Consider the following 14,611-nt stretch of genomic DNA (forward strand, 5'->3'; position numbering starts at 1 on the left):
CGCGCCCGGGTCGCGGGGGGTCGTTGAATTTAACTTACGCTCAGCCCCTCCCGTTTCGGTCGTCGAAAGCGACGAATTGCGCCGCCACCAGGGTTAACGCAGCTCTTCACCCTTGGCGGCCTTTTCCAGCAGCAACACCGGTGGCGCAAAGCGTTCACCATAGGTCTGCGCAAGCTCACGGGCACGCTGAACAAAACGCTCGACGCCATAGCCGTTGACAAACTGCAAGAAGCCACCGGTCCAGGTCGGCGCACCAATGCCGAGGATCGAGCCGACGTTACCGTCCGCCACCGAGCGCAACACACCCTCCTGCAGGCACTTCACCGCCTCGATAACCTGACGGAACAACATACGCTCCTTGATATCCTCGACCGGCAGCACCACCTCCGGCCTGACGAACAGCTCGTAGAGCCCCGGCCAGATGGTCTTTTCGCCGCCTTCCGGGTAGTCGTAGAAGCCACCGCCGTAGTGACGCCCCGGGCGGTTGTACTCCTTGATCAGGATGTTGCCGACCGCGTCGCTGTGGCTGTTGTCGAAGACGGTGGCAAACACGCCCATCTCCTTCTGCGTCTCGTTGACCTTACGCATCAGCTCCAGGCTGACTTCGTCGAGTACGGTCAATGGCCCTACCGGCATGCCGATCTGCTTGCCTAGGTTGTCGATCAGCAGTGGATCAACACCTTCCTGGAGCAGCTTGCAGCCTTCGTCGAAGTAGCTGCCGAAGGTGCGCGAGGTAAAGAAGCCCAGCGAATCGTTGACCACGATGGCGGTCTTGCCGATCTGCCGGGCAAAGTCGAAGGCCCTGGCCAAGGCCGCGTCGCTGGTCTGCTCACCACAGATGATTTCTACCAGCGGCATTCTCTCCACCGGCGAAAAGAAATGGATACCGATGAAATTGGCTGGGCGCTTGGAGGCCTTGGCCAACAGGGAAATCGGCAGGGTCGAGGTGTTGGTGCCAAACACGGCAGACTCAGGCATCTGAGCTTCAGCCTGCTGGGTGACCTTGCCTTTCAGATCGACGCTTTCGAACACGGCCTCGACGACGAAGTCGACGCCCTGCAGGTCGGCATAGTCCACGGTGGGCTTGATCAGGGCGAGAATCTCGTCCTTCTTCGCTTCGCTCAGGCGCCCCTGGCTGACCGTCTTGCTCAGCAGTTTCTCGACATTGGCCTTGCCGCGCTCGGCGGCCTCCAGACTGACATCCAGCAGCATCACCTCGATGCCGACCTTGGCCGACACATGGGCGATGCCATTGCCCATCATGCCGGCGCCAATGATGCCGAGCTTGCTCACCTTGCTCTTGTCGAAACCTGTCGGCCGGCTGGAGCCACCGTTCACTTCGTTCATCTGGAAGAACATGGTGTTGATGATGTTCTTCGCCTGCACGCTGGCGGCCAGGTGGGTAAGGCCACGGGTTTCCACCAGCAGCGCGGCATCGAAGTCCAGCAGGGTAGCCTCCACCGCCACAGCGAGAATACGCTCCGGCGCCGGCAGCAGGCCGCGGGTGTTCTTCGCCGTCATCGCCTGAGCCCCGGCGATCATCTGCGCCACATGGGGTTGCTGCGCAGTTCCGCCGGGAATCTTGTGCCCCTTGTGATCCCAAGGCTGTAGGCTGACGCCATCATCGCCGACCTGCGCCTTTATCCAGGCCTTGGCCGCCGGCACCAACGCGTCAGTCTGCTCGATCAGCTCATTGACCAGCCCCAGGGCCAGCGCTTCCGCCGGCTTCATGCGCTTGCCTTCAAGCAGCAACGGTAAAGCTCTTTCCAGGCCCAGATGGTGCACCAGACGGACGATGCCTCCGCCCCCCGGGAGCAGGCCGAGGGAGACTTCGGGCAGGCCGACCAACGCGGCAGGGCTGTTGAGCAGCACCCGATAGTTACAGGCCAGGGCGATCTCGAAGCCGCCACCCAGGGCCGCGCCATTGATCGCGGCGACCACCGGCACCGGCAGACGCTCAAGGCGGCGCAGGTCATTCTTCGTCAGCTCGATCTTGGCCTGAAAATCGGCTTCATCACCGGGCTTGAAATCGGTCAGCTCGTTAAGGTCGCCACCGGCAAAAAAAGTGCTTTTCGCCGAGGCGATGACGACACCGGTCAGGCCGTTTTCCTGCTCTAGGCGATTCACGGTCGCAGCCATGGTTTCGCGGTACAACTGGTTCATCGCGTTGACCGGCCCCGGCATATCCATGGTCACAGTGACAATGCCGTCGGCGTCCTTCTCGTAATTGAATGCGCTCATAGGTTGTTTCTCGTAGAAAGAGTGATCCGCCACGGCACAGACTCGCAGCGGCTTTGAAGTGGCTCAGAGGCGTTCGATGATGGTGGCGATACCCATGCCGCCACCGACGCACAGGGCGATCAGGCCGCGCTTGAGGTTGCGCCGCTCCAGCTCATCCAGCACGGTGCCGACCAGCATCGCGCCGGTGGCGCCGATCGGGTGGCCGAGGGCAATGGCACCGCCATTGACGTTGGTGACTTCCGGCGAGATATCGAGGTCGCGCATGAAGCGCAGCACCACCGAAGCAAAGGCCTCGTTGATCTCGAACAGATCGATGTCCTGCACGCTCAGGCCCGCCTTGGCCAGGGCCTTCTTGGCAGCCGGACCGGGGCCGGCCAGCATCAGCGTCGGCTCGGTGGAGAGCACCGCGGTGGCGACGATCCGCCCGCGCGGAGCAAGCCCCAGTTGCTGACCAATACGTTCGCTGCCCAGTAGCGTGGCGCTGGCGCCGTCGACGATGCCCGAGGAATTGCCGGCCGTATGGATAGGTTCGATGCGCGCCACCTGAGGGTACTTGCGCAGGGCTACGTCGCTGTAGCCGAGCTTACCCATGGCCGCGAATGAAGGCTTGAGCTGGCTCAGGGCCTCCAGGGTGGTGGCCGGTTTAATGAACTCGTCGCGCTCGAGAACGACCAGACCATTAAGGTCGCGCACCGGCACCACCGAGCGATCGAAGTAGCCACTGTCGCGTGCATGGGCGGCACGCTGCTGGGAAACCAAGGCGAAGCGGTCAACATCCTCGCGCGAATAGCCGTCGAGCGCGGCCAGCAGGTCTGCCCCGATGCCCTGGGGTACCGACTGCAACTTGAAGGCGATTTCCGGATCCTGAATCCAGGCCTGGCCGGCGGCGCCCATTGGCAGGCGCGACATCGACTCAACGCCACCTGCCACGATCAAGTCCTCCCAACCGCTGGCAATGCGACTGGCCGCCTGATTCACCGCCTCCAGGCCAGAGGCGCAGAAACGGTCGATCTGTACACCGGGCACGCTCTCGTCCCAGCCGGCGTACTGAACCACGCATTTGGCAACGTCGCCACCCTGCTCGCCTACGGGCTGGCCACAGCCGAGCACCACGTCATCGACACGCGAGGTATCCAGATCGTACCGCTGCTGCAGCTCGGTCAGCAGCCCGGCGGCCATGTGCACGGGTTTGACGCTGTAAAGCGCGCCATCTTTCTTGCCCTTACCACGCGGCGTGCGTACGGCGTCGTAAATGAATACTGCCTGTGACATTGGGAGGCTCCTCTTGGCGATTTCGGTTGCATGACCGAAGCCTATGAGCCTCCCTGACTGACCACATCGTCGGAAGCGACGATCACCGCAGTACTGCCGCACCAGACTATGCCAACCCGTATCTGCCGCCAGTGCCATGCGACCGCGGGAGGTAGCCCGATAACCAGCCCAGAACTCGTTCACGAGTTCCTGGCCGTCGGCCATACGGTGTTTGAAACAGCCTCGAAATGCTCATTTACACCTCGTAGACTCCGCTTCCTCGGCTGTTTTAACCTTGTCTGGTTTTAGTCACAAGCGTTGAAAGGGCTTGCGCCAGGTACCGCTTGCCCCATAGTTTAAGAAACCAATAAGAACAGGCGGAGGCATCGCACCTCCATGAAGGATTCATGATGTCGTCGAATCACCGCTCCTTGCCCTACATCTCGCGAGCCAAGGTGACGCCTCCCGCCACCTCGCACTTCGAAGTCCCGCGTCAGGCCATGCTCGACCGCGCGGGCCAAGCCGAGACCAGCCGTGCCGTGCTGGTGCATGCACCAGCCGGCTTCGGCAAGACCACCTTCATGACCCAGCTGCTGGCCCGCTATCGTCAACAGCGCATGACCACCGTCTGGCTTACCCTCGACGCTGGCGACAACGATGTTTCGCGCTTCCTCAGCGGTTTCGCCACCGCCATCGCCGGCCTACAGCCAGACGCGCCGCAACAGGACCTGGGCCAGTTGCGCAACACCGATCTGGTTGCCTGGATCCTCGACCAGATCGGTACACACCAGACCCCGCTGGCCATTTTCTTCGACGACTTCGAAGCCATTCGCAACCCTGTCGTACTCGGCCTGGTGGCTCGCGGCATCGAGGCGATTCCGCACAAGACCTGCCTAGTCATAGGCAGCCGCACCTTGCCGGATATAGGCCTGGCCCGTCTGCGCGCACGTGGCAGCCTGACCGAGATCGATGCCGCCAGCTTGCGCTTCAGTGTCGAGGAAACCCAGGATTTCCTCACTCAGCGCCGTGGCGTCGGCCTGAGCAGCACCCAGGTCGAGCGCCTGCAGTGCAGCACCGAAGGCTGGGTCACTGCCCTCTGGCTGGCCTCGCTGGCCCTGGAGAACCACGGCGACACCGACAAGTTCCTCGATTCCTTCTCCGGTTCCAATGCGGCCATCGCCGCCTACCTTGCCGAGGATGTGCTGGCCGCCCTGCCCGAGCCACTGCGCCTGTTCCTGTTGCGCAGCAGCCTACTCGACGAGTTGAGCCCGGCTTTGTGCAACGCGATCTGCGGCTGCAGCGACAGCCTCGACATGCTGCGCGAACTGGAGCGTCACCAACTGTTCCTCGTCCCGATCGACGAGCAGCGCGACCTTTACCGTTATCACAGCCTGTTTCTCGACTTCCTCCGCCACCAGATGCAACGCCGTTACAACGAAGAGCTGCCAGCCCTGCACCTGGCCGCCTGCAATGCCTATCTTGCGCAAGGACGGGTCATTCCGGCCATCCGCCATGCTCTGCAGTGCGGCAATACACAGATTGCCATCGACCTGCTCCACCAGCATGTCGACATGCTGCTCAGCCAGGGCCGTCTGCGCCTGCTGGCCGAGTGCATCGGTCAACTACCGAAGACAGAGCTTCAGCGTCACCCCCGACTGCAATTGATCCGCGCCTGGTGCACGGCCTTCACCTGGGGCCCCAAGGAGGCCCTGACCCTGGTGGCAGATATCGACAGCAGCACTCTCTCGGGCGAGTCCGCAGCCTATCTGCTGGCCCTGCGCCCGATGCTGCTGGTGATGATGGACCAATCCGAACAGGCCTACGAGATGGGCACGCAGTCCCTGGCCCAGGTGACCACCGCATACCCCTTCGCCTGGGCCATGCTCAACCAGGCGCTGACGCAGGCCAGCATCCTCCTCGGCCGACATCAGGAAGCGCACCAATACGTCGATGAGGCACGTCGGGCGCAGAGCGATTCCGCTGGCGCGTTCGGTTTCGTCCTCGCCGAATCGGCCGAAGCGCTGCTCGACATGATGGCCGGCCGCCTCAAACAAGCGACCGCGCGCCTGCGCCTGGCCACGACCATGCTCGAAGGCTCGCGCCGACGTGATCGCAATGGCAACGCCCTGGCCGCCGTCCAGCTGGCCGAGACGCTCTATGAAAGCGACGAGTGCGAGGAAGCCCTGCGCCTGTTACTGATCTATACCCCCCTGGTGCAAGATCTCGGTCTCTCCGACGGCCTAATCACCGCCCATACCCTGCTGGCCCGCATCGCCGACGACAAGGGCGACCGTGATCGCGCCCTGCAAATGCTCAGCGAACTGGAAAACGTCGGCCACCGCCTGGGTCTGCCCCGCGTCTCGGCCAGTGCGCGCCTGGAACGGGCCATGCAAACGCTGGCCCATGGCGACCAGAGCGGCGCCCTCGAACAATTGGCCCTGGCCGAACAGACCTTTCCCTGGACCGAGACCGCGACCCACTGGGGCATCGCCAACGACACCCTGACCCCGACCATCGGCCGCCTGCGCTGGATGATCCGCAGTGGAGCGTCCGGCAAGGCCATCGCGCCGCTGCGCAGCGAGTTGGCCGAAGCCGAACGCCTGCAACGCGGGCGCCGGGCGCTGAAACTGCGCATTCTGCTGGCCGAGGCGCTGTACCGCGACAACCAGGCGAAAATGGCCCTGCGCACCTTGGAACGAGCCCTGAAGTTCGCCCAGACCGAAGGCTTCGTGCGTACCTTCCTGGAAGAAGGCGCGACCGTGCAGGTCATGCTGCGCGAGCTGCACAACGAACGCGAGGACAAGGACGCAACGGATGACAGCAGCCTCGAACGCTGGCTGCGCAGCAGCGCCACCGCTCAGCCCGCAGCCGGCAGCAACGGCACACTGGTCGACCCGCTGACGCAGAAAGAGCTGAAAGTGCTCAACCTGCTGGGCCAAGGATTGTCCAACGCGGCGATGGCGGAAAAGCTGTTTGTCTCCGACTCGACCGTGCGCACCCATCTGCGCAACATAAACCTCAAGCTGCACGCCAGCAGCCGCACCCAGGCCATCGCCATCGCGCGACGCATGGGCCTGTGCACCTGAACGCAACACCACTCACCAGCGAAAAGACCGCCCTTGGGTGTAATGCCGATCAGTTAAGCCTCAAACCCTGTGGGAGCAAGCTTTGCTCCCACAGGTTTTGTGTCATGTGATCCTTAACTGACTGGCATTAGCCCTTGGGCGGCCTTTTTCGTTATGGCACGGTGCTCAGGCTAACCGGGCACGGTATTCGTCACGCAGCAGGCGCTTGAGCAGCTTGCCGTTAGGCTCACGCGGCAAGCTCTCGGCGAAGTCAATCACCCGCGGACACTTGATCGGCGACAAGCGCTCGCGGCAGTAGGCAATCAGCTCATCGACCAGCGTAGGGGAAGGTTCCACGCCCGATTCCAGTTGCACCACCGCGCGCACCTCCTCACCAAAGTCACGGTGAGGCGTGCCGATCACCGCCACGTCGAACACCTTGGGGTGAGTGATCAGTACGTTCTCGGTCTCCTGCGGGTACACGTTGACCCCACCGGAAATGATCATGTTGTTTTTGCGGTCGGTGAGGTACAGGAAGCCATCGGCATCCACATGTCCGATATCGCCCACCGTGGCCCAGCCGGCCGCATTGTAGGCCTCGGCGGTTTTCTCCGGGTCCTTGTGGTAGCTGAAGCGCGGGCCGTTGGCGAAATACACCAAGCCATCCTGACCCACCGGTAGCTCCTGACCGTCCTCACCGACGATATGCAGCTCGCCGAGAATAGCGCGACCGACAGTGCCAGGACGCGCCAGCGCGGTCTTGCTATCGACCATGGTGGAACCGATGCTTTCAGTACAGGAATAGAACTCGGCGAGGATCGGCCCCCACCATTCAATCATCGCCTGCTTGGTCGGTACCGGACATGGAGCCCCTGCATGCACCGCAACCTTCTGACTCGACAGGTCATAGCGCTCACGCACTTCCTGCGGCAGCGCCAGCAGGCGGTGGAACATGGTCGGCACCCACTGGCTGTGGGTGACGAGGTAGCGCTCAATGGCTTTGAGGGCGTTTTCGGAGTCGAACTTCTCCGCCAGCACCAGGATGCCGCCCAGGATGGTCATGCCTTGCCCCCACTTCATTGGCGCGGCGTGATAGTAAGGCGATGAAGAGAAATACACCGACTCTTCGTTAACACCAAAACCGCGCTGCATAAGACCTGCGATTACCGCCGTACTACCCAAAGGCAAACCGGTAAGGTTCGGCTTCACCCCCTTTGGCCGCCCAGTAGTACCCGAGGAATAAAGCATTTCGCTACCTTCCACGGCATTGCGAATGGGGCTGCCATCGAACGCTGACAACGCGTCATCGAATAGCTTGACGCCAGGCACCGGGTCGAGGCTGTAGATCTGCGGTGGCCTTGGCAAGGCGCGCACGGCATCAAGAATCGCCGGTGCTGTCTTGGCACTGACCAGCAGTACCTGGGCTTCGCAGTCAGCCACAATATAGGCCGCCTCGAGAGCAGTCAGACGCGTACTGATAAAGGTGTAATACAGGCCAGCATAATGCGCTCCCCACTGTACTGCTGGACACTCCAGGCGATTTTCCAGGCAATAGGCCACGTGATCACCTGGCTTCAGACCCAACCACTGGTAAAGGCGGCCGAGCCGGTTGGCATAGGTATCCAGTGCGGCGTAGGTCAGCGTGGCGCCTGTTTCAGCCATGATCACAGCGGGTTTTTCCGGCGTACGCATAGCATGCACGCCTGGGTACAGTTGGGGTTGCTTGTCGCTCATTGCAGCGGCCTCTTGACAGTTGGCATTGCTTACGCTCGTGTGGCTGCACACGATTATGGTTGTTATGCAGTGGTTCACAGATGCTTGAGTATCCAGCCGAGTATCTTGCGCACTCGTGGCTTGTAAGGCGGAAAGAACATAGTCGCCAAAAGCACCTGCGTCTTGACGATGGCGCGCTCATGGGAAAATGCGCGAATGCCCCATTCGCCATGGTAACTGCCGATGCCGGAGTTATTGACTCCACCAAACGGCAGGTTGTGGTGCAGAAAGTGTGCGGCAATGTGGTTGACACAAGTACCGCCAGCACTGGTACGGACAATCAACGCATCGGCACTGGCCGGGTCGCGACTCCAGATATACAACGCCAGCGGTTTGGGCGCTGCGTTGATGCGCTCGATCACCTCATCCAGATGATTGAAAGCGATAATCGGCAACACCGGCCCGAAGATTTCTTCTTGCATGATCCGCGCGTCATCAGGTACGTCCCCCAACAACGTCGGCGAAACAAAATGCGCGCCGACATCCACTGCTCCGCCATAAATCAGCCGCGCACCGCGGGTCTTGGCGTCGTCGATCAGGTCGGCCACACGCTGGGTGTGACGCACGTTGATAACCCGCGACAGTTCAGCATCCATGGCGGCCAGTCCCTCGCCGTACCAGGTGTCAAGGTAAGCGCAAACGCGCTGCACAAACTGCGCACTGATACTGCTGTGAACATAAATGTGGTCTGGCGCGATGCAGGTCTGTCCGGCATTGATGAACTTACCCCAGGCGATGGTCTTGGCCGCAAGCTCGATGTCAGCGCTCTGGTCGACCACCACCGGCGACTTGCCGCCCAATTCCAGGGTGACACTGGTGAGATGCTTGGCTGCAGCGGTCATCACCACCTTGCCAATCGACGGCGATCCGGTGAAGAAAACATGGTCGAAGGGTAGCTCGAGTAGCGCCTGTGCCACACTGGCATCGCCCTCAAACACAGCCACTTCGGACTCATCGAACACTTCACGAATGATCTTTACCAATACCGCCGACAGGTTTGGTGCAATCTCCGAGGTTTTGATCATCGCCGTATTGCCACTGGCAATGGCCGGGATCAGCGGCCCCAGGGTCAGCGTTACCGGGTAATTCCATGGCGCCAGAATCAGACAGCGCCCCCGCGGCTCATAGCGAACCCAAGCACGAGTTCCCAGCATCATCATCGACTGCCGCACACGGCGTGGCTTTAGCCATTTCTTCAGGCGCCTGCAATAGTCCGAGATATCCATGATCACCGGCATCAGCTCGGTGAAATCGACCTCCACCGGTGGCCGTTTGAAATCTTTCCCGGCGGCCTCGACTATGGCTTCGCGATGCATCATCAGGACCTCACGCAAGCGTCTCAGCTTGGCGATGCGCTGCTCGACAGTGGAGCTGCGCAGGCTTAGTGCCGTCTGGCGCTGAATCGCAAATATCCGCTGGATATCCGCCGCCAACTGCGGCGTCAGTGTCTCGGTAGGGAAGATCGGTGCCGGGGCAGCGGACATGGCGCAACTCTCTGGTATAGGACTGACTGACCCTCATCATCGCCAACGCTTCGAAGATGGAAATCGTCGTAAACGACGACACTGAACAATCCCCCCTTGCCTAGCATGCAGGCATCAGCCCAAAGCAAAGCATGGACATTCCTATGATCGACAGTTACCAACCGCGCTGGATGAACGAAGAGCTTCTGGCGCTGCAAGATCTTGCCAGACGTTTCACCGCCGAAGAAGTTACCCCCAATCAGGAGCGCTGGTACGAACAGGGCGCCACCGACCGCGAAGTCTGGCTCAAGGCCGGTGCCGCCGGCATCCTGCTACCGGACATCTCCAGCGAGTACGGCGGTTCCGACGGCACCTTTGCCCACGAAGCGGTACTGGCCCAAGAACTGTGCCTGGCCGGTGATACCAGTTGGCGCTGTGGCCAGCAGATCCATGTGATCGCCGCCCACTACATCGAACGCTACGGCAGCGAAGAGCAGAAACAGCGTTATCTGCCAGGCCTGGCCAGCGGCGAACTGATTGCCGGCATGGGCATGACCGAACCCAGCGGAGGCACCGACCTGCAGAACATGCGCACCCGCGCCATCAAGCAGGGCGACAAGTACATCATCAACGGTGCCAAGACCTTTATCACCAACGGCTCCATTGCCGACATCCTGGTGCTGGCGGCAAAAACAGACCCCAAACAAAAAGCCAAGGGCGTCTCGCTGTTCATCTTTGAAACCAACAACCCGGGCTTTCGCGTCGGCCAACGCCTGAAGAAGATCGGCTTGCACGGCTCTGACACCTGCGAGCTGTTCTTCGAAGACTGCGAGGTGCCCGAAAGCGCGCTGCTCGGCGGCGTCGAAGGTCGCGGTTTCTACCAGATGATGCAGGACCTCACCTACGAACGCACCTTGACCGGCATCAACTGCGCCGCCGTCATGGAACGCGCTTTCCGCGTGACCCGCGACTATGCCCACGACCGCACCATGTTCGACAAGCGTCTGATCGATCTACAACACCCGCGCTTCGAACTGGCCGAGATCAAGACCGTGGCCACTATTGCCCGGGTGTTCTCCGACTTCGCCGTCGAACGCTATCTAGATGGCACCATCACCGCCGACATTGCCTCGATGAGCAAGTGGTGGATCAGCGAGCAGCAATGCGAAATCATCAGCCGCTGCCTGCAGTTGTTCGGCGGCCACGGCTATATGCTCGAGTATCCGATTGCCCGCATGTATATCGATGCACGCATCGAACCCATCTACGCTGGCTCCAACGAGATCCTCAGGGAAATCATCGGCCGCGGCCTGTAACGCCCCCTCGGCGCAAGGAGACAATGATGTCGGATAACTTAGAATTTGACGCCTTAGTCATTGGCGCGGGTGCCGGTGGTCTGTTTACCGCAGCACTGCTGGCAAAGCGCGGCTACCGCACATTGCTCGTGGAGCGTCTCGGCGAAGTCGGAGGCCGCGCGTCGACTCGTTACAAAGATGGCTTCGCCGTGAATACCGGGGCGCTCGGGATTGAAATAGGTACAGAAACTGAAGAGGTTTTCAACGAAGTTGGCGCACGGTTGATAGTGCGTCAACCCTCGCCAGGTATAGTTTGCCGGGTCTCAGGCAAGGATATAAACATCTCGGCAGGTCTTCCTGGCATGGCAAACCGTGTTGCTATAAAGCTACTGCGGCTTGCTCTCCACGTTATCCCACCACTCCAGCCGCGCCCAGGTGAGTCCAGTCATGCCTGGGTTACACGCTTCACCAACAATCCGACGGTCCTGGGTGTACTTCACAACTTCATTGGATCAATCTTTGCCACCACGCCACACCTGTTACCCGCCGATCTTTTTTTGCATTACCTGACGACCAAAGGAGCATTCAAGCAATTCGGATTCCCTCCTGGTGGAACCGTAACGGTATGGCAGGAACTCCTCACGGCCTACAAACGTCACGGCGGCGAGATTTGGTTGAACGCGCAAGTAGAGCAACTTAGTTTTGCAACCGACGGCACGGTGAACGGTGCTACGGTCAATCGCGATGGAATCCCACGGCAACTGACAACCAAGCTGACGGTGAGTGACATAGGGCCACAGGCAACCCTTGGCCTGTGCGGGGACGCAAACCTTCCCGCCGACTACATCACTACGGTAAAGCGCCAGCACCAGCCAAGCGCCATCATCACGATTTACTTTGCCAGTACTACGCCCCTGGCCAGTTTCCCAGGATTTGCCTGCTTCAGCTCCACCCGGAGGCTCTGCTACGCAACGAGTTTCACGCCAACCTGTCCGGAAAACTCGCCGCCAAACTGGCATCTTTACTGCGGAGCCAGCGTACCGCAACCCTGCACCGGCGACTTCAATGAAACCAATGAAATAGAACTCCTGAAAGCCGACCTGCTAGACGAGTTCCCTGGCTTCGCGCAGGCACGCATTTTGGACGTGGTAGTGACCCGCGACGAGTGGCCCGCCCAACGAGCCATGGCTGGCGCGGACTTGCCGAATGAAACCCCCATTGCGAACCTCTGGAACGTCGGCGATGGCGTCAAAGAATGGGGTAGCGCGGCAACGACCGCCTGTGCCGAAACGGCCATTCTGGTAGCGGCCAAGATTGAACGAGCATACCCCTGGCAAGCAGCACAAGCGGCGCTCGAGCCCCAACAACAAGAACATGCAAAAGCCGTATCACAACCCATCCCACAATCCCACGCTGTTGATCACACCAGCAGTAGTCCTAAGGAAGCACTATGAACCAGCGCGTTTTCAGCATCAGCGCCTGGAGCGGTACTGCCGCATTAGTTGTTACCTGTCTCGGGTGGCTGATCGCAGGAATACTGCCACTCCCCCTAGGCCCCTCAACCAGCGCTATAGAAGTCGCCGCGTTCTTCATCGACGATGCGACGGTGACGAAGATAGGCTTTGTCATTGCTTCCGTCGGCGTTGGACTGATGCTTCCCATGTTGGCTGCCATCTCAATGCACATGTTGCGCATGGAAGGTCGTTACCCATTGCTCAGTTTTACCCAGATGATTGCCGGCGCAGTTACCGTGATACTTAACACCCTCCCCCAGTTACTGTGGGCGACCATCGCCTTTCGTACCGATCGAACACCCGAGGAGTATCGAACACTGAACGATATCGCTTGGTTGTTGCTGTTCACGGGGATCATACCTTTCATGATCCAAAACATTGCCATCGGCACGGCAGTGCTCAGCGCCCCCCACAAAGTCTTTCCACGCTGGGCAGGGTTCCTCAATCTGTGGGTTGCATTGGCCTTTGTACCTGACGTACTCGCTTACTTCTTCATGAGCGGACCATTCGCCTGGAACGGGATCTTCGTCTTCTGGTTGGCACTGGGGGCTTACGCGGTATTCCTGGTAGGCATGGGCGTTGCAATCAAACACGCCAATGCACAAATCATTGCCCTCGCCAAAATGGAAAGAGCCTCTGCATGACCTCTCAGGTCCCGGACTTTCTCTGCAACGACGTCGCAATGCCCATAGAGGGTAAACCGTCGCATGCCGCCGATGACAACCACCCTGGCGAAGCGGGAATCTGGGTATTCATCTTCGGTGACATGATGATTTTCGGTGCCCTCTTTTTGACGTTCCTCTGGAACAACCGCCAAGATCGTAGTGCCTTTTCAAACGATGCAGGCAGTCTGTTCCAGAGCATCGGCGGCATCAATACACTCATCCTACTCCTCAGCTCATACCTGGTTGTGCTCGCTGTGGGCGCACAGCGTCGCGGTCATACCGTCCGCGCCGGCCGCCTGATACTAGGCGCTTTGGTCTGCGCGTTAGGATTCGCCAGCCTCAAGGCAATCGAATACAGCATTGAAGTCGCCAATGGGCATACACCTACAAGCTCCTTGTTCTTCACCTTTTACTTCGTTCTGACTGGCATCCACTTATTGCACGTTCTGATTGGCGTATGCCTGCTCAGCCTCTGGTGGAGCAGATGTCACAGCCAAGCTTCCTGGAGCGATGAGCGCGCTTTTGTCGAAATCTCGGCGGTCTATTGGCATATGGTCGATCTGTTGTGGATCCTCATCTACACGCTGCTCTATTTGGTATGCATCGCATGAGTGCCTCTTCGCGGCAACATGTGACCATCGTCTGGCTCTCTCTGGTATTAGCCACCTGCGCTACCTGGTGGCTGAGTACCAGCCACCCTTTTTCTGCCACGAGCGAACACCTGGCGTCCTCCATTGCGATAGCCATCGCCTTCATCAAGGTCTATTACATCGGCATGGACTTCATGGAGCTTCGCGGGGCTCCTCGGGTACTGCGCCACATATTCATGGCCTGGATCGGACTGACTGGCGGTGCAGCAATCGCACTCTATGCCATCTAGGTGCAACCATGGTTACCGCCAGGCCGCCGGTCTTCGTGATCGTGAAGTGTGTTAGATCAATCCATTCAACTTCGTAACCTCACTTGCCGAGGCAGACTTACAGGAAGTCTGCAAATCAACCCTGGCTCACTGGAATCCTGACCACCAGCCCATTCCACTCCTCGCACATCTTCAATTGGCAGCCCAGGCGGCTGCTCTCATTGACCTCGAAGGCGCCTTCCAGCATGAAGGTTTCGTCGCTGCTGCGCGCCGGCAACAGTGACTGCCAGGCGGGATCGACATACACATGGCAGGTTGCACAGCTGCAGGCCCCACCGCATTCGCCGTCGATGCCCGGCACCAGATTGTCGACGGCGATCTGCATCAGCGACCGGCCTGTCTCGGCCTCAACGCTGTGCACCACATCAGAATGTTCGATAAAAATGATTTTCGGCATAGTTCTACTTCCTACTGTTCTGGCAACG

11 protein-coding genes are annotated in these 14,611 nt (G+C 60.0%); 6 read left to right on the forward strand and 5 right to left on the reverse strand.

Features of this window, described 5'->3' with window-relative positions:
- Positions 1 to 93: 93 nt before the first annotated feature.
- On the reverse strand, positions 94 to 2,241 hold the full coding sequence (locus tag BT116_RS01510; RefSeq protein ID WP_072339392.1) for a 3-hydroxyacyl-CoA dehydrogenase NAD-binding domain-containing protein: 2,148 nt from the start codon (positions 2,239 to 2,241) through the stop codon (positions 94 to 96).
- 63 nt (positions 2,242 to 2,304) lie between these two features.
- On the reverse strand, positions 2,305 to 3,513 hold the full coding sequence (locus BT116_RS01515) for an acetyl-CoA C-acetyltransferase (RefSeq protein WP_072339394.1): 1,209 nt from the start codon (positions 3,511 to 3,513) through the stop codon (positions 2,305 to 2,307).
- A 389-nt stretch (positions 3,514 to 3,902) separates the two neighbouring features.
- On the opposite strand from BT116_RS01515, the gene BT116_RS01520 reads away from it, so the two are divergent.
- Entirely contained in the window at positions 3,903 to 6,578 is a 2,676-nt protein-coding gene (locus BT116_RS01520) for a winged helix-turn-helix domain-containing protein (protein WP_072339396.1), read from the forward strand.
- 165 nt (positions 6,579 to 6,743) lie between these two features.
- Here BT116_RS01520 and BT116_RS01525 read toward each other — a convergent pair whose 3' ends face one another.
- Positions 6,744 to 8,291 carry an acyl-CoA synthetase gene (locus tag BT116_RS01525; protein WP_072339398.1) on the reverse strand — a complete coding sequence of 516 codons (1,548 nt, stop codon included), beginning with the start codon at positions 8,289 to 8,291 and terminating at the stop codon, positions 6,744 to 6,746.
- 74 nt (positions 8,292 to 8,365) lie between these two features.
- Complete coding sequence (locus BT116_RS01530; protein WP_072339400.1) at positions 8,366 to 9,814, reverse strand: aldehyde dehydrogenase family protein; 1,449 nt, start codon at positions 9,812 to 9,814, stop codon at positions 8,366 to 8,368.
- A 143-nt stretch (positions 9,815 to 9,957) separates the two neighbouring features.
- Between BT116_RS01530 and BT116_RS01535 the strand changes: the two genes are divergently transcribed.
- From BT116_RS01535 to BT116_RS01555, 5 genes are read left to right on the forward strand one after another with little or no spacing between them, the layout of a single operon-like run.
- Positions 9,958 to 11,109, forward strand: a complete 1,152-nt coding sequence (locus BT116_RS01535; protein ID WP_203417420.1) for an acyl-CoA dehydrogenase family protein — start codon at positions 9,958 to 9,960, stop codon at positions 11,107 to 11,109.
- A 26-nt stretch (positions 11,110 to 11,135) separates the two neighbouring features.
- Positions 11,136 to 12,542 carry a phytoene desaturase family protein gene (locus tag BT116_RS01540; protein ID WP_072339402.1) on the forward strand — a complete coding sequence of 469 codons (1,407 nt, stop codon included), beginning with the start codon at positions 11,136 to 11,138 and terminating at the stop codon, positions 12,540 to 12,542.
- Complete coding sequence (locus tag BT116_RS01545) at positions 12,539 to 13,246, forward strand: hypothetical protein (RefSeq protein ID WP_072339404.1); 708 nt, start codon at positions 12,539 to 12,541, stop codon at positions 13,244 to 13,246. Before BT116_RS01540 ends, BT116_RS01545 begins: the two co-directional genes overlap by 4 nt.
- Entirely contained in the window at positions 13,243 to 13,878 is a 636-nt protein-coding gene (locus tag BT116_RS01550) for a cytochrome c oxidase subunit 3 (RefSeq protein WP_083569087.1), read from the forward strand. Before BT116_RS01545 ends, BT116_RS01550 begins: the two co-directional genes overlap by 4 nt.
- Positions 13,875 to 14,147 (forward strand): cytochrome C oxidase subunit IV family protein, encoded by a 273-nt coding sequence (locus tag BT116_RS01555; RefSeq protein WP_072339406.1) that lies wholly within the window; start codon positions 13,875 to 13,877, stop codon positions 14,145 to 14,147. Before BT116_RS01550 ends, BT116_RS01555 begins: the two co-directional genes overlap by 4 nt.
- A gap of 115 nt (positions 14,148 to 14,262) precedes the next feature.
- Here the strand turns inward: BT116_RS01555 and BT116_RS01560 are convergent, their stop codons facing one another.
- Positions 14,263 to 14,583 (reverse strand): 2Fe-2S iron-sulfur cluster-binding protein, encoded by a 321-nt coding sequence (locus tag BT116_RS01560; RefSeq protein ID WP_072339409.1) that lies wholly within the window; start codon positions 14,581 to 14,583, stop codon positions 14,263 to 14,265.
- Positions 14,584 to 14,611: the final 28 nt, after the last annotated feature.

It is taken from the genome of Pseudomonas sp. NFACC16-2 (assembly GCF_900119205.1).
Taxonomy (GTDB): Bacteria; Pseudomonadota; Gammaproteobacteria; order Pseudomonadales; family Pseudomonadaceae; genus Aquipseudomonas; species Aquipseudomonas fluorescens_Q.